Here is a 26,361-nt window from a genome sequence, read left to right as displayed (position 1 = left end):
TTATTGTGGGTCTGCAGGAACGGTCGCCCATCTCGACAACACAGAGATCCCTGTGGGAGCGAGCCTGCTCGCGAAAAGGTCGGCACATTCAACATCGAAGTTGGCTGGGCTGACGCCTTCGCGAGCAGGCTCGCTCCCACACGGGGTTCGCTCCGGTCAGTCGGCGTTGGCCAGGTTCCTCCGGACAGGCTTAAACAGTAAATCAAGCCTGGCTGTTTTGTGAGCTGGTTTTGCGATACCGGGACTATGGTCTAACGGGTTGTCCCCAGGCGGATTTGCGTAGACCATGGGCGCCTTGGTTTTTTGCCTGCCAGAGTTCTTTGCCATGACTGCCCAATCCACAGCCCGACCGGCGCCGTTCAGCCGCTCCGACTACAAGACCCTCGGTCTTGCGGCCCTCGGCGGGGCGCTGGAGATCTACGATTTCATCATTTTCGTGTTCTTCGCCCTGACCCTCAGCCAGTTGTTCTTCCCGCCGGAAATGCCCGAGTGGCTGCGTCTGCTGCAAAGCTTCGGGATCTTCGTCACCGGTTATCTGGCGCGCCCGCTGGGCGGTATTCTGATGGCGCATTTCGCCGATCGCCTGGGCCGAAAAAAGGTCTTCAGCCTGAGCATCCTGATGATGGCGCTGCCGTGTCTGCTGATCGGGATCATGCCGACTTATGCCCAGATCGGCTATTTCGCGCCGCTGCTGTTGCTGGCGCTGCGCATCCTGCAAGGCGCGGCGGTCGGCGGCGAAGTGCCGAGCGCCTGGGTGTTCGTCGCCGAGCACGCGCCTGCCGGGCATCGCGGTTACGCGCTGGGCTTTTTGCAGGCCGGGTTGACCTTTGGTTACTTGATTGGCGCGCTGACCGCGACTTTTCTCGCACAAGTGTTCACCCCGGCGGAAATCCTTGATTACGCCTGGCGTTATCCGTTCCTGCTCGGCGGTGTGTTCGGCGTGATCGGTGTCTACCTGCGCCGCTGGTTGAGCGAAACCCCGGTGTTCATGGCCATGGAAGCCCAGCGTGAAGCGCGGGTCGAACTGCCGTTGCGCACGGTGCTGCGCGAACATCGTCTGGCGATGTTGCCGGCGATGCTGCTGACCTGTGTACTGACGTCGGCGGTGGTGGTGTTCGTGGTCATCACCCCGACCATGATGCAGAAAACCTTCGGCATGACCGCCAGCCACACCTTCGCCCTGAGCGCGTTGGGCATCGTCTTTCTCAACATCGGTTGTGTGATTGCCGGATTGCTGGTCGATCGCATCGGTGCCTGGCGCACGGTCATGCTTTATAGCCTGCTGCTGCCGTTGGGCATTGGTGTGCTTTATAGCTGTCTGATCATGGGCGGCAATTGGGTCGGGCTGGCGTATGCCGTCGCCGGCCTGGGCTGCGGTGTGGTCGGCGCGGTGCCATCGGTGATGGTCGGACTGTTTCCGGCGCGGATTCGCGTGTCGGGCATCTCCTTCACCTACAACATTGCCTACGCCGCGTGGGCGAGTATCACACCGCTGTTGCTGATCGGTCTGATGCCGTGGAGTCCGTGGATCTGCGTGATGTTCTGTGCGGTGATGGGCGCAGTCGGCATTGTCAGCGCGGCGTATTTCGGTTCGCGCATGAGCAGTGTCGGGCGCCAAGCCGTGGCGCCCTGTTCCTGACGAGTGTCAGGTCAACCAGTGCCACCACAATAACGTCCCCACCAGTCCCACCACCGAGACAATGGTTTGCAGGATCGACCAGACCCAGATGGTCTGTTTGAGTTGCAAGCCAAAGTACTCGCGAACCATCCAGAAGCCGGCGTCATTCACGTGGCAGAAGAACACGGAGCCGGCGCCAATCGCCAGCGCCACCAGTGAGCTTTGCGTCGCGGCGAGCCCCGCCATCATCGGCGCCAGAATCCCCGCTGTCGTCGTGGTCGCGACGGTCGCCGAACCCGTAGCCTGACGCAGTGCCACGGCAATCAGCCAGGCCAGCAGCAGGTAGGGCATGTGTGCACCTTCGGCGACTTTGCTGATGGTCTGGCTGACACCGGCGTCCAGCAAGGTCTGCTTCAAGCCGCCGCCAGCGCCGATGGTCAGCAGCAACACGGCAATCGGCGCCAGGCTTTTGCGCAGCGTGCCGCCGACCTGTTCGCGCGGCATGCCGTTGGCCCAACCGAGGCAGATCACCGCCGCCATCACCGCAATGCCCAGCGCCACCAACGGTTCGCCGAGGAACTTCAGGGTCAGAGCGACGCTGCTTTCGGGGGGCATCGCGACTTTGGCCAGGGTGCTGCCGAGCATCAGCAGCACCGGCAACAGAATGATCAGCAGCGACAGGCCGAAACTCGGCTGGCGCGGCGCTTTCGGCGGGGCGCTGAACAGTGCGCCGAGCTCTGCTGGTTCATCGACGTGCATGCGTTTCGACAGCCAGTTGCCGTAGATCGGCCCCGCCAGAATCACCGCCGGAATCGCAATGCTGAAGCCCAGCAACATGGTCAGCCCCAGGTCGGCATGCAACGCACTGACCGCGATCAGCGGCCCGGGATGCGGCGGCATCAGGGCATGCAGGGTGGTCATCCCGGCCAGCGCCGGAATGGCGATTTTCAACAATGGCTGACCCGAGCGACGGGCCATGACGAAGATGATCGGCACCATCATCACCAGCCCCACTTCGAAGAACAGCGGCAGGCCGATCACCATCGCCACCAACGCCATGACCCACGGCAGGGACTTGCCTTTGCCCAGCCCGAGCAGCGTCGAGGCGATACGGTCGGCAGCGCCGGACTCGGCCATCAGTGCGCCGAGCATTGAACCCAGGGCAATGATGATTCCGGCCTCACCGAGAATTGCCCCGGCGCCTTTGCTGAACGCCTTCGCTACATCCTCTGGCGGCAAACCTGCGCCGACACCGGCAATAAAGGTGCCGATCAGGATCGAGAGAAAAGGTGGAAGTTTGGTGGCGCTGATCAACACGATAATCGTCGCAATCGCCAGCAGGCAGCAAAGAATCAGGCGGGTGTCATGCACCATCCAGGCAGCGGTCGATAAATCCAAAACGGCACTCCTTATCGGGCGGTTACCTGCAACATGTTGTTGCAATTTGACCTGAGAATACCTGAAGTGGCCGGGCCAGAGCGGCGGCTTTTGTAACGGCTCAGTGGAGTGATCGATAGGAGTAAAAGCCCGGCGGGATTATTTTTGACTGGCCGGTCTCAAACGCTCTTCAGAAAAGTTTTCCAAGGCCGATGGTTAAGCTGCATCCCGCTTTCTACCCTGCCTATCGGTACTTTCCCATGTTCAACAAACGCCTCAAGCAAGAGCTGGCTACGCTTCGTGAAGAACTCTCCAGCCTGCTGCAAGTGAAGGAAAGCCTGGAAAGCGAGATGCTGGTGCTGACCCTGGAACCCGATGGCCGGATTCAGTCGGTCAATCAGAACTTCCTTGGCGAGATGCTCTACAAGAGCCAGGATCTGGTGGGGCGCGCCATTGAAGATATCGTTCCGGCGCACGTGAAGGCCGACGACTTTCATCACCGTTTCAAGGCCGCACTGACCCGTGGCGAGCATTTCGCTGGCGCAGTGCGCCTGCTGCGCGGTAACGGCGAAGAGGCGTGGCTGCGCTCCATCGTGCAACCGGTGCGTTCCTCGGACGGGCGGATCAAGCATTTCTCGATTTTCTCCAGCGACCTGACCCGCACCATCGAAGCCTCCCGCGAACACGAAAACCTGATCGGCGCGTTGGTGCGTTCGACGGCGGTGATCGAGTTCGACCTCAATGGCAACGTGCTCAATGCCAACGAGCGCTTTCTGCAGGGCATGGGTTACAGCCTGGCGCAGATCAAAGGCAAACATCACCGGATGTTCTGCACTCCCGAGGAATACAACAGCGCCGAGTACCAGAATTTCTGGCGTCGCCTGAACAACGGCGAATTTGTCGCCAACCGCTTCAAGCGCGTTGACAGCCATGGTCGTACGGTGTGGCTGGAGGCGTCCTACAACCCGGTGGTCGATGCCAACAACAAACTGTACAAAGTGGTGAAGTTCGCCACGGTGATTACCGATCAGGTCAACCGCGAACAAGCGGTAGCCGACGCGGCCAGCATTGCCTACAGCACTTCGCAGCAAACCGACAGCACCGCGCAACGGGGCACTACGGTGGTCACCGAGGCAGTGAATGTGATGCGTGATCTGTCGCGCCACATGCAGGCGGCTGGTGAGGGCATCGAGGCACTGAACGAGCAGTCGCAGGTGATCGGTACCATCGTCAAAACCATCAGCGGCATTGCCGAACAGACCAACCTGTTGGCGCTCAACGCCGCCATCGAAGCAGCCCGTGCCGGCGAACAGGGCCGGGGCTTCGCGGTGGTGGCCGATGAGGTGCGACAACTGGCCTCGCGCACCAGTCAGGCGACCGAAGAGATCGTCACCGTGGTGCGGCAGAACCAGGAAATGGCGCGCAACGCCGTGGCCCTGATGACCGACGGCAAGCTGCAGGCCGAGCAGGGCCTGGCGCTGGCGGCGGAGGCGGGCACGGTGATCGTCGAGATCCAGGACGGCGCGCAGAAAGTGGTGGATGCGGTCGGCCAGTTCGCCAATCAACTCTCTAACTGACCTGTACTAAACCCTGTAGGAGTGAGCCTGCTCGCGATATCGGTCTGACATTCAACCTCCATGTTGATTGAACTACTGCGATCGCGAGCAGGCTCACTCCTACAGTTGCAGGTGGCGCTACAATCTGTTCCTTTTTCCCCGGAGCAGATCCCCATGAGTGCTTCCCACCGCCGCCCGGTGCCCCTGAACAAAGCCTATCGTCTGCTCAATCACGGGCCGACCGTGCTGGTCAGCGCTGCCCATGACGGCCAGCGCAACATCATGGCCGCCGCCTGGGCGATGCCGCTGGATTTCGAACCGCCGAAAGTCGCGGTCGTCCTCGACAAGTCCACCTGGACCCGCCAGTTGCTTGAAGCGTCCGGCACTTTTGTACTCAACGTGCCGTGCGTCAATCAGGCTGACATCGTGCAAACCGTCGGCAATACCTCGGGGCTGGAGATCCGGCAGAATCAGGAGCTGGACAAGTTTCAGGCTTACGGCTTGCAAACCTTTACCGGTGAAATCGTTGAGGCGCCGTTGCTCGAAGGCTGCGTGGCCTGGCTCGAATGCCGCTTGCTGCCCGAACCGCGCAACCACGAGCAATATGACCTGTTCCTCGCCGAAGTCATCGCCGCTCAGGCTGATGAACGGGTGTTCAGCGATGGGCGTTGGCATTTCGACGGGCACGACGGTTTGCGCACGCTGCACCACGTGGCCGGCGGGCATTTCCTGACGATTGGCGATGCGGTGGACGGTAAAACCCTGCCGCTGTGACCTGCATCTGATGGAAAACGCGTGCCGGATGTAGCAAGGTGTGGGGCATTGTCGAACCAATCAGGCGCTCGCCCCATGGACCTTTCGCTTTCCAGCTATCTCGCCCCGTTGCTGTCGTTGGCGCTGTTGTGGACGGTCGCGGTGGTCACCCCCGGCCCGAACTTTTTCAACATCGCCCAATTGGCGGTCAGCCGCTCGCGCCGTCATGGTGTGGTCGCGGCGCTCGGTGTCGCCAGCGGAACCGTGCTGTGGGGCCTTGCCGGCGGCTTGGGTATTCAGACCTTGTTCAGCGCGGCGCCAACCCTGTACCTGAGCTTCAAGATCGCCGGTGGCTGCTACCTGATCTATCTCGGCCTCAAGCAGTTCAAACGCAAAGCGCCGATTGCCGCCGGTACGCTGGATGAGTCGCAACAGACCCTGCTGGGCGCCTACGGGCGGGGCTTTCTGGGCAACATGACCAACCCCAAGTCGGCACTGTTCGTCGCCACCATCTTCGCCACCGCGATGCCGGCCCACGTCCCGCCGCTACTGCTGACGCTGGCCGTGCTGACCATGGCCACGCTGTCGTTCAGCTGGTATTGCAGCGTCGCGCTGTTCTTCGCCAGCCGCCGGATCGCGAGTGTTTACGAACGGTCGCGGCAATGGCTGGATCGTTTGGCCGGTGGTTGTTATTTGCTGTTTGGGGCGCATTTGGTGGCTAATCGCTGAGCCGGGTGATATTGCGCGTTAAACCCGTTGCATAAAAAAGGCTTACCTCGCGGTAAGCCTTTTGTTTTTCCTGCGTAACCTCAATCCCCCAACGCTTCCCCCTCACGCCGTGGATCCGCGCCACCTTCCAGCGAGGCTTTCCCTTGCGCATCCTTGACCCGCACGATCGCCTGCGTGCCGCTGGTCATGTCGATTTCATTCACCACATGCCCTTTATCTTTCAACGCCTGGATCAGTGCCGGGCTGAACTGGCCTTGTTCCAGTTCGGTCGGGCCGTTGCGGCTGCCGAAGTTGGGCAGGCTGATGGCGCTTTGCGGGTCGAGGTTCCAGTCGAGCAGGCCGACGGTGGTCTTGGCCACGTATTCGATGATCTGCGAACCGCCCGGCGAGCCGACGCTGGCGAGGAATTCGCCGCTGTTGCGGTCGAAGATCAGCGTCGGCGCCATCGACGAGCGTGGGCGTTTGCCGGGTTCGACGCGGTTGGCGACTTTCTGCCCGTTCTCTTCGGGGATGAACGAGAAGTCGGTCATCTGGTTGTTCAGCAAAAAGCCCTGCACCATCAGGTGCGAGCCGAACGCTGCTTCGATGGTGGTGGTCATCGACACCGCGCCACCGAGGTCATCTACCGCCACCACTTGCGAGGTGGAGATGCGCAGCGGCGAGCGATCCGGCGCGTAGGCCACCTGCACGCCCGGCGGTGTGCCCGGCTTGGCGCTGCCCATGCTGCGCTCGCCGATCAGGCTGGCGCGGCTGGCGAGGTAACCCGGGTCGACCAGGCCTTTGACCGGCACCGGGACGAAGTCGGTATCGGCCACGTATTGCGCGCGGTCGGCGTAGGCCAGGCGTTCGGCTTCTGCGATCAGGTGCACGGCTTGCGGTGCCGGTTCGATGCCGGCGGGTTTGTCGGTTTTCAGCGGTTTGAGCGGTGTCAGCGACAGACGCGGGTCGCGGATTTCCAGCGCCTGCAAGGTGCCGAGAATCTGCGCCACGGCGATCCCGCCCGACGACGGCGGCGGCATACCGCAGACCTGCCAGCGTTTATAGTCGGTGCACAGCGGCGCGCGCTCCTTGGCCTGATAGCGCTGAAGATCATTCAGTGACAGGCTGCCGGGATTGGCGTGGCCCTGCACCTTGGCGACGATCTCTTCGGCGATCGGGCCTTTGTACAGCGCGTCCGGACCTTCGGTGGCGATGCGCTTGAGCACGGCGGCCAATGCCGGGTTTTGCAGACGCGTGCCGACGGCTTTGACGCTGCCGTCGCGGTTGAGGAAGTAGGCGGCCATGTCCGGCGATTTACGGATTACCGGGTCGGATTCCAGCAGCGAATGCAGGCGCGGTGAAATCGCAAAGCCCTGCTCGGCGAGTTTGATCGCCGGCTCAAACAGCGTGGCCCATGGCAGGCGACCGTGTTGTTTGTGTGCCATTTCCAGCGCACGCAGCACGCCCGGAGTACCCACCGAGCGCCCGCCGATCTGCGCCTGCGGGAACGGCATCGGTTTGCCGTCGGCCTGCAGGAACAGCTTCTCGGTGGCACCCGCCGGGGCGGTTTCGCGCCCGTCGTAGGTGCGCACCTGTTTGCCGTCCCACAACACAATCATCGCGCCGCCACCGATCCCGGAGGATTGCGGTTCTACCAGAGTCAGCACTGCTTGCATGGCAATCGCCGCGTCGATGGCCGAACCACCCTTGCGCAGCATCTCGCGACCGGCCTCGGTAGCCAGCGGATTGGCGGCAGCGGCCATGTGTTTACTGGCGCGGCGGGTCTGCAGGTCGGTGCGGTAACCGGAAGCGGCTTCCGGCGCCAGCGGCAAGGTCGAGGAGGGCGGGGCGTTGCACGCGGTGAGGGTCAGGGCGCTGATGATCAGCGTCAGGGCAGGCAGGCGAAAGCGGCTCAGGGGCAGGGCTGGAAACACGTGGGGCTCTCCGTCCGTGGGGTGAAAGGTCTGACGGACTTTATCGACCGCTCGGTCGCGACGCAAACCGGTGGGCATTTTTGTCTTTCTTTTTCGGGCGGATGTTCGCTAGGGTCAAACTCAATAGAACGACCGCAAATATCCCCCTGTAGGAGTGAGCCTGCTCGCGATGGCGTCATAACATTCAACATCCAAGTTGACTGACCCACCGCTATCGCGAGCAGGCTCACTCCTACAAAGGTCAAGCCATAAAAAACACAAGAGGCCGATATGCACAGCGAGTTTCCCACCGAGTCCAGTTACCGCGATCAACGTGAACGGTTTCTTGCCGCCGCCAACGCCGCTGGCGCCACGCTCACTTCGTATGCGCACCCGCGTTGCGGCCCCTTTGGCGAGCCCCTGAGCACCGATGTCGCGGTGCTCGGTAATCCGCAGGCAAAGCGCCGGCTGGTGGCGCTCAGCGGCACTCACGGAGTCGAGGGCTATTACGGCTCGGATTGCCAGATCGACTGGCTGAAGACTTTCGTGCCGGGCTCGCTGCCTAAGGATGTCGCGGTAGTGATGATTCACCTGATCAACCCGTGGGGCACCGCGTGGCTGCGGCGGGTCAACGAAGACAATATCGACCTCAACCGCAATCACCTGGATTTCGCAGGATCGCTACCGGACAACCGCGCCTACGCCACGCTGCACGAGATCTACGCCTGCACCGAGTTGCACGGCCCCGAGCGTAAGCGCACCGACGCTTTGCTCGACGCACAGATTGCCGAACACGGCTGGCCGGCGGTGATGTCGATTGTCGAGGGCGGTCAGCATAGCCATCCCGATGGACTGTTCTATGGCGGCCGCGCGCCGAGTTGGTCTAATCGCACGTTGCATCAGATCATCGACGCGCATCTGGCAGGCGCGCAAACCGTGATGTGTTTCGACCTGCACACCGGGGCAGGGGAGTACGGGCATCCGATGTTGCTGACCATCACCCAGGCGCCTTACCCGGCGTTGGCGCAAGCACAGTCGATCTACGGCCCATGGTTGTACACCTTGCACACCGGCGCCGAAACGTTGAGCGAAACCGGTGTCGCCGCGACGGCTACCGGCTACACCTCACAGGCATTGCTCAATGCGTTGCCGGGCGTGCAACTGATGCCGTTCGTGATCGAATGCGGAACGTATCCGGGACCGGAGGTGCATCGTTATTTGCGCGATGATCACTGGTTGCATCTGCATGGCGATCCGCTGGATGCGACGGGGCGGGCGATCAAGTTGAAACTGCTGGAGCAGTTCTATCCGGCCGATCCGGACTGGCGGGCGATGGTCGGGTTGCGTACTCGGCAGATCTGGGCGAAGGGGCTGATGGCCCTGTCGGCAGAGCAGACCTGAATAGGTCAGGATTGGCATTGTGGTGAGGGATTTATCTCCTCACCACAAAGGGCGGTTTTCTCGAGGCATAAAAAAACGGCCTACCTTTCGGTAAGCCGTTTTTAGTACTTGGTGGCTACACAGGGACTTGAACCCCGGACCCCAGCATTATGAATGCTATGCTCTAACCAACTGAGCTATGTAGCCAAGTGGCGCGCATTATTCCCCTGAAATGGAAAAGCGTCAAGCGTAAATTTAAAATATTTCTTCTTATTTTCAACCGCTTATCCTCCGACCCCGGAAATCGGGGCTGGGCAGGGCGTCAACGCAGCTGGAATCTCGCGGTATTGGCGCTCAACGCATGGCTGCCTTGGCTCAGCGTGTCCGCTGCGAGGTTCACCGCCCGCGCACCTTCAAGCAAACGCATCGCCGCCTGATCGACCTGCTGGATATTGCCGCTGACTTCATCGGCGGTGCTCGCCTGTTCCTCAACGGCGGTGGCGATCTGCGCCAGGGTGTCAGTGACACTTTGCACCGCGCTGGCGATTTCGCCGAGACGTTCACCAAGACCGGTCACGGCTTCGGCATCCGATTGTGCCTGGCCGCACGCGGCCTCCATCAGGCTCACCGCTTCGTTGACCGTGGCGCGCAAGCTGTCGACGGTGCCGGCAATCTGCGCGGTCGATGACTGGGTGCGCTGCGACAGGCTGCGCACTTCATCGGCGACCACGGCAAAGCCGCGTCCCTGTTCGCCGGCGCGTGCCGCCTCGATCGCAGCGTTGAGCGCCAGCAGGTTGGTCTGCTCGGCGACGCCACGGATGGTGTCGACCACCAGTTGAATCTGCTGGCCCTGCTCACTGACTCGACCGAGTGCGGCGGCAGTTTCGTTGAGGCGTTGGTTAAGTTGCTGAATGCTCGCCGTGGTGCGCTGGCTGTCGCGGCTGCTGTCGGCGGCGATGCGCCGGGTGTGCTGGGCGCTGCCGGACGCCTGTTCGCAACTCTGCGCCACACCTTGCGAAGTGGTGGCCAGTTGCGTGGCAGCGGCGGCGATCTGACTGATCTGCAACTGCTGCGCTTCGACTTCGCTCAGCGCGCCGCTGGAATGATCGTTGAGGCTGCGCACCGCGTGGCTCAGTTGTGAGGTTTCGTGATCGACCCCGAGCATGCTCGCGCGCAGTTGCACCACCGCGACGTTGAGCGCGGTGCTGATCGCCGCCAGCTCATCGCGGCCCACCACCGGCACTTGCAGGCTGAGATTGCCGTCACGCAGGGCCTCGGCCAGCAGGGTAATGCCGCTGGCGCTGCGGCGTATCGAAGCCTGCAGGCAGACGAACAGGTACAGCGCCGCCAGCAACAGGCAACCGAACACGGCGGCGACCACGATGAACTGACGAATCGCCGACGCGTGGTAGGCGTCCAGGCGCTGATCCAGCGACAGCAGCGATTGCTGGCGCAACGACGCAAGATCGCTCAGCAGGGCGTCGAGGCTGCGTTCGAAATCTTCGGGTTTGAGGGTAATGCTGCCGCCGAACACGCCGTCATCCAGCACTTTCAGGCCGGCATCGAGGCGTTTGAGACTGTCGTGGTACTGACCGGCCCAGGTTTGCAAATCGCTCGGCAGGCGCGCTTCGAGCAAGCCTGCCGTTTTGACAAGCTGCTCGCGGGCGTCGCCGATGCGGCCACGCAGATCGCGCAGTTGCAAGCGACTTTGCAGGGTGAACTGTCCCGAGACCACCGAAGCTTGGCCGACGGCGGCGAGTCGACCCACGCGCTCGATCAGATCCGGTGCGTGCTGCGTGGAGATCTGCGTCAGCAGATAGGTTTCCAGCCATGGCGCCAGCGTCAGGCGGTTGTCCATGACGATTTGCTCGCGCAAGGCTTGCAGGGCGCTGAGGGCGTTGGTAAAGCGGTCGTAACCGTCCGGCCACCAGCCGACGCCGCTCAGGCTTTTCGAATCCAGACCAGCGAGCGCGGTTTGCAGGGCTTGATAGCGGGCGAGGGTTTCGCCTTCGGCACCTTCATTTTTCAGCGCGTTGCCCAAATCACTGGTGGCTTGCTGGACGGCTGGTTGCACCGCGTCGAACGTAGCCATGGCGGCGAGGGTCGCCGGGGTTGGCTGGCGATTGGTTTCGGTGGCGCGCCAGCGAGCAGCGCGGTCACGTTGGGCGGCGAGCAGGTTGTCCAGCGCATCGAGGCTGAGCAATTGGCGCACCCCGGCACGTTCACCGGAAATCAGGTTGAGCTTGTTGCGATAGTCCTGGCCGATCATCAACAGGCTGCCGGCCAACGGCAGAATGAACAGCAGAAACAACAACTGGAATTTACGCGCGAATCCAAACCGCCCCAGCAATTTGATCCCCGGTGACAAGAAAGCCTGCATGCCTCATGACTCCTCTGGACACCACGCACCAATGGCGTGCATCGCGGTCGTGCGACCTGGATGTCGTGCCCTGCTAAAAGGCCTCGAAAGTTCACTCTCGCCCGCTCTGTAGGCCGGCTCTGTAGCGAAACTTCCCATTCTCGGAGGCCTTTGTAAGGCCGCCGCGTTCGAGGGGAGAAGCAAGGCAAGATTCAGACCATGGCGTTGCGCTATCACTTCGTGCGACGGTCAGTCAGTTAGTTAGCTGGCTAAGGGGATGGCGCTGGCGCACCGAAAAATGGCACATTGACGCACCTGCCTGCGTGCACCCATCTGCTGTACGGAAACTTTCATGGCTATCAGCAACGCTCAGACCGCCGCTGCCTCGGCGTCCGCTCCTCCGCAAAGCAGCCCGTTGGTGATGCGTATCATCGGCGCGGTGGCGCTGGCGCATTTGATCAACGACCTGATTCAGTCGGTGCTGCCGTCGATCTATCCGATGCTCAAAGCCAACTATGGCTTGAGCTTCACCCAGGTCGGCCTGATCACGCTGACCTTCCAGTTGACCGCGTCGCTGTTGCAGCCGTGGGTCGGTTATCACACTGATCGCCATCCGAAACCGTGGCTGTTGCCGGCAGGTTCGATCTGCACGCTGATTGGCATCGTGATGATGTCGGTGGTCGGCAGTTTTCCATTGATTCTGCTGGCAGCGGCGCTGATCGGTATCGGTTCCTCGACCTTTCATCCCGAGGCTTCGCGGATCGCGCGGCTGGCCTCGGGCGGGCGCTTCGGTCTGGCGCAGTCGACCTTCCAGGTCGGTGGTAACGCCGGTTCTGCGTTCGGCCCGTTGCTGGCGGCAGCGATCATCATTCCGTTCGGTCAGGGCAACGTGGCGTGGTTCGGTCTGTTCGCGGTGTTTGCGCTGTTCGTGCTGTATCGCATCAGCCGCTGGTACGCCCATCACCTGAATCTGTTCAAGCTCAAGGCCGGGCAGGCGGCGACTCACGGGTTGTCGAAGGGCAGGGTGATCAGTGCGCTGGTGGTGTTGGGGCTGTTGGTGTTTTCCAAGTATTTCTACATGGCCAGCCTCACCAGCTATTTCACCTTTTACCTGATCGAGAAGTTCGACCTGTCGGTGGCCAGTTCACAGCTGCACCTGTTCCTGTTTCTCGGCGCGGTGGCGGCGGGGACGTTCTTTGGCGGGCCGATCGGCGACAAGATCGGGCGAAAGGCGGTGATCTGGTTTTCGATCCTCGGCGTGGCGCCGTTCACGTTGCTAATGCCGCACGTCGATCTGTTCTGGACCACTGTCCTCAGCGTGGTGATCGGCTTCATTCTCGCCTCGGCGTTCTCGGCGATTGTGGTTTACGCGCAGGAACTGGTGCCGGGCAATGTCGGGATGATCGCCGGGGTGTTCTTCGGCTTGATGTTTGGTTTCGGCGGGATTGGTGCGGCGCTGCTGGGGCATCTGGCGGATGCGCACGGGATCGAGTACGTGTATTTCCTGTGCTCTTTTTTGCCGTTGTTTGGCGTGCTGGCGATCTTCCTGCCGCGCACCAAAAAAACCTGACCTACACAATTCCAACAGTGGGAGCGGGCTTGCTCGCGAATGCGGTATATCAGTCGATATTAATGTGGCTGACCCACCGCCTTCGCGAGCAAGCCCGCTCCCACAGGGGGATTGGTGGTGTTGCAAACAAATCTGTAAGGCACAAAAAAGCCGCGTATCAAACGCGGCTTTTTCTTGGGCGTGTCGCTTACACGTTGAAGCGGAAGTGCATCACGTCGCCGTCTTTGACGATGTAGTCCTTGCCTTCCAGGCGCCATTTACCGGCTTCCTTGGTACCGGCTTCGCCCTTGTACTGGATGAAGTCGTTGTAGGCGATGACTTCGGCGCGGATGAAGCCTTTTTCGAAGTCGGTGTGGATCACGCCAGCAGCTTGTGGTGCGGTGGCACCGACGCGGACGGTCCAGGCGCGGACTTCTTCGACACCGGCGGTGAAGTAGGTCTGCAGGTGCAGCATTTCGTAGCCGGCGCGGATCACGCGGTTCAGGCCAGGCTCTTCCAGGCCCAGAGCCTCGAGGAACATGTCTTTCTCTTCGCCGTCGTCGAGCTCGGCGATTTCCGCTTCGATCTTGTTGCACACCGGAACCACCATAGCGCCTTCTTCTTCGGCGATGGCCTTGACCACGTCCAGGTGCGGGTTGTTCTCGAAACCGTCTTCAGCGACGTTGGCGATGTACATGACCGGTTTGGTGGTCAGCAGGTGGAAGCCCTTGATCACCGACTTTTCGTCAGCGCTCATGTTCTTCATCAGGCTGCGCGCAGGCTTGGCCTCGGTGAAGTGCGCGATCAGTTGCTCAAGCAGAGCTTTCTGAACCACGGCGTCCTTGTCACCGCCCTTGGCGTTGCGCGCGACTTTCTGCAGTTGCTTCTCGCAGCTGTCGAGGTCGGCGAAGATCAGTTCCAGGTCGATGATTTCGATGTCGCGCTTCGGGTCGACGCTGTTGGACACGTGGATCACGTTGTCGTCTTCGAAGCAGCGCACCACGTGAGCGATGGCGTCGGTTTCGCGGATGTTGGCCAGGAACTTGTTGCCCAGACCTTCACCTTTCGAGGCGCCGGCCACCAGGCCTGCGATGTCGACAAATTCCATGGTGGTCGGCAGGATGCGCTTCGGATTGACGATGGCCGCCAGGGCTTCCAGGCGCGGATCCGGCATCGGCACGATGCCGCTGTTCGGCTCGATGGTGCAGAAGGGGAAGTTCTCGGCCGCGATACCGGATTTGGTCAGGGCGTTGAACAGGGTGGACTTGCCGACGTTAGGCAGGCCGACGATGCCGCAATTGAATCCCATGGTGTTTCCCCTCGGATTAGAGTCAGGCCTTCTGGCTGTGCAGGTTTTTCATCGCGCGGTTCCATTCACCGGCGAGGATATCCGGCAGCACGCCGAGGGCAAAGTCGATGCTGGCATCGAGTTTTTCCTGTTCGGCGCGTGGCGCACGACCCAGGACGAAATTTGAAACCATACTGGCGACGCCCGGGTGGCCGATGCCAAGCCGCAGGCGGTAGAAAGTATTCTGATTGCCCAGTTGCGCGATGATGTCGCGCAACCCGTTGTGACCGCCATGGCCGCCGCCCTGCTTGAGCTTGGCGACGCCCGGAGGCAGGTCGAGTTCGTCGTGCGCCACCAGGATTTCTTCAGGCTTGATGCGGAAGAAACCGGCGAGTGCCGCCACGGCCTGGCCGCTGCGGTTCATGTAGGTGGTGGGAATCAGCAGACGAACATCCTGACCCTGATGCGAGTAGCGTCCGGTCAGGCCGAAATATTTGCGATCGGCCACAAGGTTCACACCTTGCGCGGCAGCGATGCGCTCAACAAAAAGGGCCCCTGCGTTATGCCGGGTCTGTTCGTATTCAGCGCCTGGATTACCCAGGCCAACGATCAGTTTGATGGCAGTCACGATAGGGGCCCTTCCTTGGAGTGGTGGTTAACATCGCCGCGATCAGTGAAGGCGGCGAAAGTGGACGAAAATTGCTCATTTACCATGAATGTAAACTCCGCGTTCCCGCCCGCTTTCTCGCTACGTTCCAGTCCGCGATGTTTCACTCACTCCGACGAACAGAGTGAAATTACTCTGCTGCGCCTTCTTCGGTAGCTTCTGGAGCAACACGTGGAGCGTGGACGTTGGCTACTGCCTTGTCATCGCCGTGTGCCAGAGCAACGAACTCGACACCTTTAGGAGCTTTGAGGTCCGACAGGTGAACGATGGTGCCGATTTCAGCGTTAGCCAGGTCGACTTCGATGAACTCAGGCAGATCTTTTGGCAGGCAGGAAACTTCGATCTCGGCAACAACGTGCGAGATTTCGCCGCCTTTCTTCACTGGAGCAGCTTCGTTGATGAAGTGCACAGGAACGATAGCGGTCAGTTTCTGGCCAGCTACAACGCGTACGAAGTCAGCGTGCATCACGTGGCCTTTGGCCGGGTGACGTTGCAGAGCTTTGATGACGACGTTTTGTTTCTTGCCACCAACGTTCAGCTCGATGATGTGGCTGTAAGCCGCTTCGTTTTCGAGCAGTTTGGCAACTTCTTTGGCCAGCATGCTGATGGATTCAGGGGCTTTGTCGCCACCGTAAACAACAGCTGGAACCAGAGCGGCGAGACGACGCAGGCGGCGGCTCGCACCTTTCCCCAGGTCGGAACGCACTTCAGCATTCAGAGTAAAATCGTTCATTTTGTATCTCCAAAATAGCCATGACCGAGTGGCGTTTGCGACCAGCGCCAAACACGGTATGGGCAAAAAAGCCCCGCCCCGACAGGAATGCCGGGGCGGGGCGCTTTTCGTCAACGAGACATTTCGAGAAGGGCAGGGCCCTTAACGGAACATCGCGCTGATCGATTCTTCATTGCTGATGCGGCGAACCGCTTCGGCAACAACCGGTGCGATATCCAGTTGACGGATACGTGCACAGGCTTGTGCTGCAGCGGACAGCGGGATGGTGTTAGTCACCACCAGCTCGTCCAGCACGGAATTTTCGATATTCTCGATGGCCCGACCCGACAGCACAGGGTGTGTGCAGTAGGCAAAGACCTTGGCTGCGCCATGCTCTTTCAGGGCCTTGGCCGCGTGGCACAGAGTGCCGGCGGTATCGACCATGTCATCGACCAGAATGCAGGTACGCCCTTCGACATCACCGATGATATGCATCACTTCAGAGTGATTGGCTTTCTCACGGCGTTTGTCGATGATCCCGAGATCCACGCCCAGGGATTTGGCAACAGCCCGTGCACGCACGACGCCACCAATGTCCGGGGACACGATCATCAGGTTTTCGAAGCGCTGATCTTCAATGTCATCCACCAGAACCGGGGAGCCGTAGATGTTATCTACAGGAATATCGAAGAAACCCTGAATCTGGTCAGCATGCAGATCAACCGTGAGAACACGGTCGATGCCGACTACGGTGAGCATGTCAGCAACGACTTTAGCGCTGATAGCCACACGTGCGGAACGCGGACGGCGATCCTGACGGGCATAACCAAAATAAGGAATAACAGCAGTAATACGAGTAGCCGAGGAGCGGCGGAAGGCATCAGCCATCACTACCAGTTCCATCAGGTTATCGTTGGTCGGAGCGCAAGTCGGCTGAATAATGAAAACGTCTTTGCCGCGAACGTTTTCATTGATCTCGGCAGTAATTTCACCGTCGGAAAATTTACCGACAGAGATGTCACCGAGAGGGATATGCAGCTGACGTACAACACGCCGAGCCAGATCGGGGTTAGCGTTCCCCGTAAAGACCATCATCTTGGACACGCGCAGTACCTAGAGGCTGAGGGTAACCTGGATGAGTATAGAAAATGGCAGGGGCGGCTGGATTCGAACCAACGCATGGCAGGATCAAAACCTGCTGCCTTACCGCTTGGCGACGCCCCTGTATCTGTTGCTTCAAGTGCCTTGCACTTGATTCCTTTTAGAGCAGACTTTGCAGCTTGCGATGCAACATCGAAACGTTGCTTCCTTTCGCTACAAACCCTGTAAGGGTCTCTGTCAGAAGGGCCGAGACTTTATCAGCTTCAGCTTTGCTTGGGAAGCCCCCAAACACACAACTTCCAGTTCCGGTGAGTTTTGCTTCGGTAAATTTACCTAACAAATCCAATGCGTTACGTACTTCTGGATAACGCCTTGCAACCACCGGCAAGCAGTCATTTCGACTGTTTCCCTCGGGAACGGGGCGCACTTTAATGGGCGGCGTGTTACGTGTCAACAAAGGATCGGAAAAAATTTCTGCCGTACTTACAGAGACTTGCGGCACAAGCACCAGATACCACGGTTCTTCGGGCTCGACCGGGGTCAGTTTCTCGCCCACGCCTTCGGCAAATGCCGCGTGACCACGGACGAAAACCGGCACGTCGGCGCCGAGCGACAGGCCCAATGCCGCGAGGCGATCTTCATCCCAGCCCAATTGCCACAAGTGATTGAGGCCGAGCAGGGTGGTCGCCGCATTCGAGCTGCCGCCACCGATGCCGCCGCCCATGGGCAGCACCTTGTCGATCCAGATGTCGATGCCGAGTATGCAGCCGGACTGTTGCTGAAGCATTTTCGCCGCGCGCACGATCAGGTTGCTGTCGTGGGGCACGCCAGCGAATTCGGTGTGCAGATGAATCAAGCCGTCATCGCGCACGGCGAAGGTGATTTCGTCGCCGTAATCGACAAACTGAAACAGCGTCTGCAATTCGTGGTAGCCGTCCGCGCGGCGCCCGAGAATGTGCAGCATCAGGTTGAGCTTGGCCGGCGACGGCAGCGTCAGGCGTGGAGCGGTCATGCTTTATTGCCCCAATTTACGCGGTTGCCAGGTCTTGATCACCAGCGTCACGTCCAGATCGGTGCCATGCAGCTTGATCCGCTCGGGCAGCCAGTAACCGTTTTGCTCGGCGTAGCTGAGGTACTCGACCTTCCAGCCGTCCTGTTCCAGATTGGCCAGGCGACTGTCGTTATCGAGGGTCAGACGGCTTTTGCTGCTGGGGGCCGGCAGGCCACGGACCCACCAGGCCAGATTGGATACCGGCAGCTTCCAGCCGAGTTGCTCTTCGAGCAGCGCTTCCGGTGACTCGGAGTCATAGCGGCCCTGATTGGCGACTTCCAGCGAAACCTTGCCCGGGCGCCCGGTCAGACGTGCCGCGCCACGACCCAGCGGGCCGGACAGGCGAATGTCGTAGTAGTCCTGGCGTTGCAGCCAGAACAGCGTGCCGCTGCCGGAGTCTTTTGGCGCGCGAATGCCGATCTTGCCGTCGATCTGCCAGCCGTCGAGGCCGGTCAGCTGTTGTTTGTTCGCGGCCCACTGAGCCGGACTGCCGTGGCCCTCGACCGATTCGCGAGCGCCGAAACCCGCGCAACCGGCGAGCAGGGCGATGAAGCTGAAAACAATAACGTGGCGCAAAAACATGAGTTAAAGAGTCTCGGATCCGGTCAGGCGCTTGATGGTGCTGCGCAGGATGGTGCTGTCGGGCTGATCTTTGAGGTACTTGCCCCAGACTTGTTTGGCCTCGCGCTGATTGCCCTTGACCCACAGAACTTCGCCCAGGTGCGCGGCGACTTCGTGGTCCGGGAAACGCTCGAGCGCCTGACGCAGATATTTCTCGGCGTCGTCCAGATTGCCCATGCGGAAATTCACCCAGCCGAGGCTGTCGAGTACCGCCGGGTCTTCCGGATTGATCTGGTGCGCCTGTTCGATCAGGGCCTTGGCTTCAGCGTAGCGGGTGGTGCGATCGGACAGGGTATAGCCCAGCGCATTGAGCGCCATGGCGTTGTCCGGGTCGCGCTTGATGATCAGGCGCAGGTCTTTTTCCATCTGTGCCAGATCATTGCGTTTTTCCGCGAGCATGGCCCGGGTGTAGAGCAGATTCAGATCGTCCGGGTATTGCTGCAAGGCTTTATCCAGGGTTTTCCAGGCCTTGTCGTCCTGTTTGTTGGCCGACAGGGTTTCGGATTCGATCAGATACAGCTGGATCGCGTAATCCGGCTGGGCATCGCGTTCGGCGGCGAGTTTGCTCTGGGCTTCGGCGGTCTTGCCGTTGTTCATCAGAATATCGGCCTGACGCAGTTGCGCCGGCAGGTAGTCGTTGCCCGGGCCGACCTGCGCGTATTCGATCAGCGCGCCCTGCGGGTCGTTGCGTTCTTCGGCGATGCGACCGAGGTTCAGGTGCGCCGAGTCAACGTGGCTTTCCCGGGCGATCAGGTCTTCCAGGTAACCCTTGGCCTCGTCCCAAGCCTTGGCTTCCAGGCACACCAGTGCCAGCGAATAACGCAGTTCGTCGTCTTCCGGGTATTGCTGAACGAGGGTGGAGAACTCGACCTTGGCGTCATCCATCCGGTCCTGTTCAACCAGCGTGCGCGCATAAGTCAGGCGCAGGCGTTTGTCGTCCGGGTATTTCTTGATGCTTTTCCGCAACAGCGGCAGGGCTTCGTCGCCACGATTCATGGTTTGCAGCAGACGCGCGCGCAGCAGGATCGGCGCAATCTCGCCTTCTTCCGGCGGGTTGTCTTCGAGCAGTGTCAGGGCGGCTTTATTGTCGCCGTCCTGTTGCAGCAGCAGGGCCTTGCCGAAAATCAGCTGGCTGTTCTTCGGGTGGCGCTGCAGCAGACGGTCGAAACTTTTCATCAGGCCGTTGCGGGTTTCCTGATCGGTATCGGCGGCCGACAGCGCGAGGAAGTCGAAATGGGTGTCGCCCTTGCCCTGCAGGACTTTCTCCATATAAACCATGGAGTCGTCATAACGCCCGGCGCGGGCCAGTTGCACGGCGGCGGCGCGTTGCGCTTCGAGGTCGTCCGGAGCGTTTTTTGCCCAGATCAGTGCGGTATCCAGCGCAGGCTGGTCGGCACCGAGATATTCGGCGATGCGGAACGCGCGCTCGGAAACCCCCGGGTCCTGAGTATTGATCGCCTGGGTTACGTAGTTGTCCAGGGCAATGTCGAACCGATTGCGCTGGCCGGCGAGTTCGGCGCTCAGCAGGCTGAAAACGGTTTCCTCGCTGAACGAGCTGTAAACCTTGGGTTTTTCAGGCGTGGACGCGGTGTCTTCGACCGGCGGGGTACCGTCCGGCGAAACGGGTGCCATGGCCTGGCAGCCGCTGAGGAAGACAAAAGCAAGGAGCAACGCGGAAGATCTATTCATATAGGAAGAGGACGACTAACCTGCGGTCGGATCATCATGACACAAGCCTTCGGCCAAACATAACCGAGTCTCGAATGTGGCCTTTATAGTGGCCGACAATTGGGACAATAGTCAGCGGTAGTTGTTCTGAATCTGACGAAGTAGGACAATTGCCGGCTTCACGTCACCATCAGCGACCTTGAATGGCCTTCCTTGCACTCGGTATTAACCACAAGACTGCTTCAGTAGACGTCCGCGAGCGCGTGGCCTTTACCCCTGAGCAGCTGGTGGAGGCCTTGCAGCAGCTCTGCCGACTCACCGACAGCCGCGAAGCTGCGATCCTCTCCACCTGCAATCGCAGTGAGCTGTATATAGAACAGGATCAGGTTTCGGCTGATCTGGTTCTGCGCTGGCTGGCCGATTATCACCATTTAAGCCTCGATGAGCTGCGCGCGAGTGCTTATGTGCATGAAGATGATGCGGCAGTTCGTCACATGATGCGCGTCGCCTCCGGGCTCGACTCGCTGGTGCTGGGCGAACCGCAGATTCTCGGCCAGATGAAATCGGCTTACGCCGTGGCTCGCGAGGCCGGGACCATCGGCCCGCTGCTGGGGCGGCTGTTTCAAGCGACGTTCAATGCCGCCAAGCAAGTGCGTACCGACACCGCCATCGGCGAAAACCCGGTGTCCGTGGCGTTTGCCGCCGTCAGCCTGGCCAAACAGATTTTCAGTGATTTGCAGCGCAGCCAGGCTCTGTTGATCGGCGCCGGCGAGACCATCACGCTGGTCGCCCGCCATTTGCATGAGCTGGGGGTCAAGCGCATCGTGGTCGCCAACCGCACGCTGGAACGTGCCAGCCTGCTGGCCGAGCAGTTCGGCGCGCACGCGGTGCTGCTCTCGGACATTCCGGCGGAACTGGTGCGCAGCGATATCGTGATCAGTTCGACCGCCAGCCAGTTGCCGATCCTCGGCAAGGGCGCGGTGGAAAGCGCGCTGAAGCAGCGCAAGCACAAACCGATCTTCATGGTCGACATCGCCGTACCCCGCGACATCGAGCCGGAAGTCGGCGAACTCGACGACGTTTACCTGTACAGCGTCGACGATCTGCACGAAGTGGTCGCCGAGAACCTCAAGAGTCGTCAGGGTGCAGCCCAGGCAGCGGAGGAGATGGTCTCGGTCGGTGCCGACGATTTCATGGTGCGCCTGCGTGAGCTGGCGGCGGTCGATGTGCTCAAGGCTTATCGGCAACAAAGCGAACGCCTGCGCGACGAGGAGCTGCAAAAAGCCCTGCGTCTGCTGGCCAACGGCGGCAACGCCGAAGACGTGCTCGGGCAACTGGCCCGCGGCCTGACCAATAAACTGTTGCATGCGCCCAGCGTGCAATTGAAAAAGCTTTCTGCCGAAGGCCGCCTCGATGCGCTGGCCATGGCCCAGGAACTCTTTGCCCTCGAGGGCTCACCGGATAGTTTTTCGGATAAAAAACCGCAATGAAAGCGTCACTGCTCAACAAGCTGGACACCCTCCAGGACCGTTTCGAGGAACTGACCGCGCTGCTCGGCGACGGCGAAGTCATTGCCGATCAGGCCAAATTCCGCGCCTATTCCAAGGAATACGCCGAACTCGAGCCGGTGGTACAAGGCTACAAAAAGCTGCTCGGCGTACAAAGTGATCTTGAAGGCGCCCAGGCGCTGCTCAAGGACAGCGACCCGGACATGCGTGAAATGGCCGTGGAAGAAGTCCGCGAAGCCAAGGAGTTGCTGATCAAGCTGGAAGATGATTTGCAGCGCATGTTGCTGCCCAAGGATCCCAATGACGGGCGTAACGTCTTTCTCGAAATTCGCGCCGGTACCGGTGGCGACGAGGCGGCGATCTTCTCCGGCGATCTGTTCCGCATGTACTCGCGTTACGCCGAACGACGTGGCTGGCGCGTGGAGATCCTTTCGGAAAACGAAGGCGAGCACGGTGGCTATAAAGAAGTCATCGCGCGCATTGAAGGCGACAACGTTTATGGCAAGCTGAAATTCGAGTCCGGCGCGCACCGCGTACAGCGCGTACCGGCCACCGAATCCCAAGGCCGTATCCACACCTCGGCCTGCACCGTGGCGGTGTTGCCCGAGCCGGACGAGCGCGAAGCCATCGAGATCAACCCGGCGGATCTGCGTGTCGACACTTACCGTTCCTCCGGGGCCGGTGGTCAGCACGTCAACACCACCGACTCGGCGATCCGCATCACGCACATACCGACCGGCACCGTCGTCGAGTGTCAGGAAGAACGTTCCCAGCACAAGAACCGTGCCCGGGCGATGGCCTGGCTATCGGCCAAGCTCAACGATCAGCAAACCGCAGCGGCGGCGAATGCGATTGCCAGCGAGCGTAAGTTGCTGGTGGGTTCCGGTGACCGTTCCGAGCGCATTCGCACGTACAACTTTGCCCAGGGCCGGGTCACTGACCATCGCGTCAACCTGACCCTGTACTCCCTTGATGAAATCCTCGCCGGTGGCGTTGAAGCGGTGATCGAGCCTTTGCTGGCCGAATACCAGGCCGACCAGCTTGCAGCGATAGGTGAATAAATGACCATCATTGCCAGTCTGTTGCGCGCTGCCGAATTGCCGGACTCGCCCACCGCGCGCCTGGATGCCGAATTGCTCCTGGCAGCGGCACTGGGCAAATCGCGAAGCTTCCTGCACACCTGGCCCGAGCGCATCGTACCCAGCGAAGCGGTGCTGATTTTTACCGAGTACCTGCAACGGCGTCGAAGTGGCGAGCCGGTGGCCTACATCCTTGGTCAGCAGGGGTTCTGGAAACTCGATCTGGAAGTCGCGCCGCACACGTTGATCCCCCGTCCGGACACCGAGTTGCTGGTCGAAGCCGCACTGGAACTGCTGGCGGCAACGCCGGCGGAAGTCCTCGATCTGGGCACCGGCAGCGGCGCGATTGCCCTGGCCCTGGCCAGCGAACGCCCGGCGTGGAAGGTCACGGCGGTGGATCGCGTGCTGGAAGCCGTAGCGTTGGCCGAGCGCAATCGCCAGCGTCTGAACCTGAACAACGCCACGGTGCTGAGCAGCCACTGGTTCAGCGCCCTCGAAGGCCAGCGTTTCCATCTGATCATCAGCAATCCGCCATACATTGCGGCTGCCGATCCGCATCTGGTCGAGGGCGACGTGCGCTTCGAACCGGCCAGTGCGCTGGTGGCCGGTGTCGACGGGCTCGACGATCTGCGCCTGATCGTTGCCCAGGCCCCGGATCATCTGGAAGCCGGCGGCTGGCTGATGCTCGAACACGGCTATGATCAAGCCGAAGCCGTGCGTGATCTGTTGCTCACCCGTGGTTTTGAACAAGTCCACAGCCGCACCGATCTGGGCGGCCATCAACGGATCAGCCTGGGGCGCCTGCCGTGCTGAATGATCAGGAATTGCTGCGCTACAGCCGGCAGATTCTGCTGCAACACATCGATATCGATGGGCAACTGAAGCTGAAAGACAGCCGCGTGCTGATCGTCGGCCTCGGCGGTCTCGGCGCCCCGGTCGCGCTGTATCTGGCGGCGGCGGGTGTCGGTGAGTTGCATCTGGCGGATTTCGACACGGTCGACCTGACCAACCTGCAGCGCCAGATCATTCATGACACCGACAGCGTCGGCATGAGCAAGGTCGACTCGGCGCTCAAGCGCCTGAGCGCGATCAATCCCGAGATTAAACTGGTGCCTCATCGTCAGGCGCTGGACGAGGATTCCCTGGCCGCCGTGGTGACTGCGGTGGATCTGGTGCTCGACTGTTCCGATAACTTCTCCACTCGCGAGGCGGTCAACGCCGCGTGTGTGGCTGCACGCAAACCGCTGGTCAGCGGCGCGGCGATTCGTCTGGAAGGGCAGTTGTCGGTATTCGACCTGCGTCGCCCGGAAAGTCCGTGCTACCACTGCCTGTACGGGCATGGCAGCGAAGCCGAACTGACCTGCAGCGAGGCCGGTGTGGTCGGGCCGCTGGTGGGGCTGGTCGGCAGCCTGCAGGCGCTTGAAGCGTTGAAAGTGCTGGTCGGTTTTGGCGAACCGTTGGTGGGTCGTTTGCTGTTGATCGATGCACTGGGTTCGCGCTTTCGTGAACTGCGGGTCAAGCGCGATCCGGGGTGCAGCGTCTGTGGTTCGCAGCATGCGTGAGGCGCCGATCGCGGTGTTCGATTCCGGTGTCGGCGGCTTGTCGGTACTGGCTGAAATCCAGCGTTTGCTGCCCCATGAATCCCTGCTGTATTTCGCCGATTGCGGGCATATTCCCTACGGCGAGAAAACTCCGGAGTTCATCCGCCAGCGCTGCAATGTGATGGCCGGTTTTTTCCGGGAGCAGGGCGCCAAGGCCCTGGTGATCGCCTGCAACACGGCGACGGTGGCCGCTGTTGCCGATCTGCGCCGTGATTTCCCCGAATGGCCGATCGTTGGCATGGAGCCAGCGGTCAAACCCGCAGCTGCCGCTACCCGTAGCGGTGTGGTTGGCGTACTCGCCACCACCGGCACGTTGCAGAGTGCCAAGTTCGCCGCGTTGCTCGATCGCTTCGCCGCTGACGTTCGCGTCATCACCCAGCCGTGCCCCGGTCTGGTGGAACTGATTGAAAGCGGTGATCTGCACAGTGCCGAGTTGCGCACGTTGCTGCAGCATTACGTCGACCCCCTGCTGGCCAACGGTTGCGACACGATCATTCTCGGTTGCACTCACTATCCGTTTCTCAAGCCGATGCTCAAGACGATGATTCCCGACAGCATCAGCCTGATTGACACTGGCGCAGCCGTAGCGCGGCAACTGCAACGGTTGCTGGCCGAACGTGATCTGCTCGCCGAAGGGCCGAACCGCCCGGTCAGATTCTGGACCAGTGCCGACCCCGCGTTCTTCCGCAAGACCCTGCCCCTGCTGGGTCAGGTTGCCGGCGACGTCGAAAAATTCAGCTTGTAAAAAAAATGTGAAATAACTAAAAAAACAGCTGAACTTCTAATCAGGCGCTAGCTTCTATAGCGATGAGTTATCTAGAAAACCAAACGATCGTTCCGGAAAAGGAAGTTTCAAAGTGAAGCGACTATTCTGCTTGGCCGCGATTGCGGCCGCACTGATGGGGCAAAGTATTACCGCGCAGGCTGCAGGTGTTGAATTTGCAGTGGGTGCGACCAGCGATTCGACCATGACTTATCGCCTGGGCATGAATTTCGATTGGGACAAAAGCTGGCTGCAAAGTGATGTCGGTCGCCTGACCGGTTACTGGAGCGGCGCTTACACTTACTGGGAAGGTGACAAGACTTCCAGCAACAACAGCCTGTCGTTCTCCCCGGTATTCGTTTACGAGTTTGCCGGTCAGTCGGTCAAGCCGTATGTTGAAGCGGGCATTGGTGTCGCAGCGTTCTCCAACACCAAGTATGAAAGCAACAACATCGGCGGCTCTTTCCAGTTCGAAGACCGTATCGGTTTTGGTCTGCGCTTCAATGGCGGGCATGAAGTGGGGATTCGGGCGACGCACTATTCCAACGCCGGCCTGGCCAGCAGCAACGACGGTGTAGAAAGCTACGCGCTGCATTACACGATGCCGCTGTAAGCGCTACACATAACCTCTGTAGGAGTGAGCCTGCTCGCGATTGCGGAGTGTCAGCCAACATTTGTTTGACTGGTACTCCGCAATCGCGAGCAGGCTCACTCCTACATTTGTTTCAGTAGTGTTTTTCGGAATCAGCGGTAAGCAGTGGCAATGCCTTTGCGTTCTTCAATGCACTCCGGTGCACCCATCTCGAATTCGCGACAGATCAGCGGACGTTTCTCATAGATCGTGCACATCATGCTGTCGCGATCCAGCGCCGCACACCAGCCGTCGTCCAGCCGCAGCATCACTTCACCACCCCACTCATCGGTATCGATAAAGCGTTCGGGCACGCCGGTGTCGGTGATCAGCATCACTTCGAGCTGGCAACAGCACGCTGCGCAGGTCGAACAGGTGACCGCTGGCTCGGTGATTTGCTGGTGGGGAATGGTTTTCATGCTGCGCAGTGTAAGGCAGCCACCGGTTGCTGTGTGAAA

At 60.5% G+C, this 26,361-nt stretch carries 23 protein-coding genes, 2 tRNA genes and 1 pseudogene; 13 read left to right on the top strand and 13 right to left on the bottom strand.

The window, feature by feature from the left end; translation table 11 throughout:
- Positions 1-325 precede the first annotated feature (325 nt).
- Complete coding sequence (locus tag ACOYXG_RS22310) at positions 326-1,639, top strand: MFS transporter (RefSeq protein ID WP_098968455.1); 1,314 nt, start codon at positions 326-328, stop codon at positions 1,637-1,639.
- 6 nt (positions 1,640-1,645) lie between these two features.
- On the opposite strand, the gene ACOYXG_RS22305 is transcribed toward ACOYXG_RS22310, so the two are convergent.
- Positions 1,646-3,016, bottom strand: coding sequence for a GntT/GntP/DsdX family permease (locus tag ACOYXG_RS22305; RefSeq protein WP_460354023.1), 1,371 nt, complete (start codon positions 3,014-3,016; stop codon positions 1,646-1,648).
- Positions 3,017-3,207: 191 nt separating this feature from the next.
- On the opposite strand from ACOYXG_RS22305, the pseudogene ACOYXG_RS22300 reads away from it, so the two are divergent.
- The 4 genes and pseudogenes from ACOYXG_RS22300 to ACOYXG_RS22285 form a co-directional block, all read left to right on the top strand.
- Positions 3,208-4,032 (top strand): annotated as a pseudogene (locus ACOYXG_RS22300) (PAS domain-containing protein); the annotation flags it as partial.
- Entirely contained in the window at positions 4,012-4,572 is a 561-nt protein-coding gene (locus tag ACOYXG_RS22295) for a methyl-accepting chemotaxis protein (protein WP_371917798.1), read from the top strand. The pseudogene ACOYXG_RS22300 and the gene ACOYXG_RS22295, both read left to right, overlap by 21 nt.
- A 153-nt stretch (positions 4,573-4,725) precedes the next feature.
- Positions 4,726-5,325, top strand: coding sequence for a flavin reductase family protein (locus ACOYXG_RS22290; RefSeq protein ID WP_150368465.1), 600 nt, complete (start codon positions 4,726-4,728; stop codon positions 5,323-5,325).
- Positions 5,326-5,400: 75 nt separating this feature from the next.
- A complete protein-coding gene (locus ACOYXG_RS22285; RefSeq protein WP_150368466.1) occupies positions 5,401-6,033 on the top strand; it encodes a LysE family translocator in 633 nt (210 codons plus the stop codon).
- 80 nt (positions 6,034-6,113) lie between these two features.
- On the opposite strand, the gene ggt is transcribed toward ACOYXG_RS22285, so the two are convergent.
- On the bottom strand, positions 6,114-7,946 hold the full coding sequence (ggt, locus tag ACOYXG_RS22280; protein ID WP_460354020.1) for a gamma-glutamyltransferase: 1,833 nt from the start codon (positions 7,944-7,946) through the stop codon (positions 6,114-6,116).
- A gap of 270 nt (positions 7,947-8,216) precedes the next feature.
- On the opposite strand from ggt, the gene ACOYXG_RS22275 reads away from it, so the two are divergent.
- Positions 8,217-9,326 carry a DUF2817 domain-containing protein gene (locus tag ACOYXG_RS22275; protein WP_097086256.1) on the top strand — a complete coding sequence of 370 codons (1,110 nt, stop codon included), beginning with the start codon at positions 8,217-8,219 and terminating at the stop codon, positions 9,324-9,326.
- Between the two features lie 109 nt (positions 9,327-9,435).
- Here the strand turns inward: ACOYXG_RS22275 and ACOYXG_RS22270 are convergent.
- Positions 9,436-9,512: transfer RNA gene (locus ACOYXG_RS22270), tRNA-Met, on the bottom strand.
- 115 nt (positions 9,513-9,627) lie between these two features.
- Positions 9,628-11,685 (bottom strand): methyl-accepting chemotaxis protein, encoded by a 2,058-nt coding sequence (locus ACOYXG_RS22265; protein ID WP_460354017.1) that lies wholly within the window; start codon positions 11,683-11,685, stop codon positions 9,628-9,630.
- Between the two features lie 331 nt (positions 11,686-12,016).
- Between ACOYXG_RS22265 and ACOYXG_RS22260 the strand changes: the two genes are divergently transcribed.
- Positions 12,017-13,234 carry an MFS transporter gene (locus ACOYXG_RS22260; protein WP_460354015.1) on the top strand — a complete coding sequence of 406 codons (1,218 nt, stop codon included), beginning with the start codon at positions 12,017-12,019 and terminating at the stop codon, positions 13,232-13,234.
- A 187-nt stretch (positions 13,235-13,421) separates the two neighbouring features.
- Here the strand turns inward: ACOYXG_RS22260 and ychF are convergent, their stop codons facing one another.
- The 8 genes from ychF to ACOYXG_RS22220 all read right to left on the bottom strand — a co-directional run bounded on the left by ychF (position 13,422) and on the right by ACOYXG_RS22220 (position 20,342).
- Complete coding sequence (gene ychF, locus ACOYXG_RS22255) at positions 13,422-14,522, bottom strand: redox-regulated ATPase YchF (protein ID WP_047599160.1); 1,101 nt, start codon at positions 14,520-14,522, stop codon at positions 13,422-13,424.
- A gap of 22 nt (positions 14,523-14,544) precedes the next feature.
- On the bottom strand, positions 14,545-15,129 hold the full coding sequence (gene pth / locus ACOYXG_RS22250; RefSeq protein ID WP_003228164.1) for an aminoacyl-tRNA hydrolase: 585 nt from the start codon (positions 15,127-15,129) through the stop codon (positions 14,545-14,547).
- A 169-nt stretch (positions 15,130-15,298) separates the two neighbouring features.
- On the bottom strand, positions 15,299-15,901 hold the full coding sequence (locus ACOYXG_RS22245; RefSeq protein WP_007967646.1) for a 50S ribosomal protein L25/general stress protein Ctc: 603 nt from the start codon (positions 15,899-15,901) through the stop codon (positions 15,299-15,301).
- Between the two features lie 141 nt (positions 15,902-16,042).
- Complete coding sequence (locus ACOYXG_RS22240) at positions 16,043-16,984, bottom strand: ribose-phosphate pyrophosphokinase (protein WP_003171603.1); 942 nt, start codon at positions 16,982-16,984, stop codon at positions 16,043-16,045.
- Positions 16,985-17,029: 45 nt separating this feature from the next.
- Positions 17,030-17,104, bottom strand: a tRNA-Gln gene (locus tag ACOYXG_RS22235).
- A 37-nt stretch (positions 17,105-17,141) separates the two neighbouring features.
- Positions 17,142-17,993 (bottom strand): 4-(cytidine 5'-diphospho)-2-C-methyl-D-erythritol kinase, encoded by an 852-nt coding sequence (ispE, locus tag ACOYXG_RS22230; RefSeq protein ID WP_460354010.1) that lies wholly within the window; start codon positions 17,991-17,993, stop codon positions 17,142-17,144.
- A 3-nt stretch (positions 17,994-17,996) separates the two neighbouring features.
- The gene (lolB, locus tag ACOYXG_RS22225; RefSeq protein ID WP_095136807.1) at positions 17,997-18,614 is read right to left on the bottom strand and encodes a lipoprotein insertase outer membrane protein LolB; all 618 of its coding nucleotides are present in this window, start codon (positions 18,612-18,614) and stop codon (positions 17,997-17,999) included.
- Positions 18,615-18,617: 3 nt separating this feature from the next.
- A complete protein-coding gene (locus ACOYXG_RS22220) occupies positions 18,618-20,342 on the bottom strand; it encodes a tetratricopeptide repeat protein (protein ID WP_096797286.1) in 1,725 nt (574 codons plus the stop codon).
- Positions 20,343-20,524: 182 nt separating this feature from the next.
- Here ACOYXG_RS22220 and hemA point away from each other — a divergent pair, with 182 nt between their 5' ends.
- The 6 genes from hemA (at position 20,525) to ACOYXG_RS22190 (ending at position 25,885) form a co-directional block, all read left to right on the top strand.
- Complete coding sequence (gene hemA, locus ACOYXG_RS22215; RefSeq protein WP_027612235.1) at positions 20,525-21,811, top strand: glutamyl-tRNA reductase; 1,287 nt, start codon at positions 20,525-20,527, stop codon at positions 21,809-21,811.
- Positions 21,808-22,890 carry a peptide chain release factor 1 gene (gene prfA, locus ACOYXG_RS22210; RefSeq protein WP_115988909.1) on the top strand — a complete coding sequence of 361 codons (1,083 nt, stop codon included), beginning with the start codon at positions 21,808-21,810 and terminating at the stop codon, positions 22,888-22,890. The genes hemA and prfA overlap by 4 nt, the downstream gene beginning before the upstream one ends.
- Positions 22,891-23,721, top strand: a complete 831-nt coding sequence (gene prmC / locus ACOYXG_RS22205) for a peptide chain release factor N(5)-glutamine methyltransferase (protein ID WP_460354006.1) — start codon at positions 22,891-22,893, stop codon at positions 23,719-23,721.
- Positions 23,715-24,470, top strand: coding sequence for a molybdopterin-synthase adenylyltransferase MoeB (locus tag ACOYXG_RS22200; RefSeq protein ID WP_336841224.1), 756 nt, complete (start codon positions 23,715-23,717; stop codon positions 24,468-24,470). Before prmC ends, ACOYXG_RS22200 begins: the two co-directional genes overlap by 7 nt.
- On the top strand, positions 24,463-25,254 hold the full coding sequence (gene murI, locus ACOYXG_RS22195; RefSeq protein ID WP_115988911.1) for a glutamate racemase: 792 nt from the start codon (positions 24,463-24,465) through the stop codon (positions 25,252-25,254). The genes ACOYXG_RS22200 and murI overlap by 8 nt, the downstream gene beginning before the upstream one ends.
- A 112-nt stretch (positions 25,255-25,366) precedes the next feature.
- A complete protein-coding gene (locus tag ACOYXG_RS22190; protein ID WP_027612230.1) occupies positions 25,367-25,885 on the top strand; it encodes an acyloxyacyl hydrolase in 519 nt (172 codons plus the stop codon).
- 131 nt (positions 25,886-26,016) lie between these two features.
- Here the strand turns inward: ACOYXG_RS22190 and ACOYXG_RS22185 are convergent, their stop codons facing one another.
- Complete coding sequence (locus ACOYXG_RS22185; RefSeq protein ID WP_007967664.1) at positions 26,017-26,322, bottom strand: YkgJ family cysteine cluster protein; 306 nt, start codon at positions 26,320-26,322, stop codon at positions 26,017-26,019.
- Between the last annotated feature and the right edge of the window lie 39 nt (positions 26,323-26,361).

This window comes from Pseudomonas sp. G3-39 (assembly GCF_054790485.1).
Note: the sequence above shows the minus strand (reverse complement) of the source record. Positions and strands in the feature narration are given on the sequence as shown.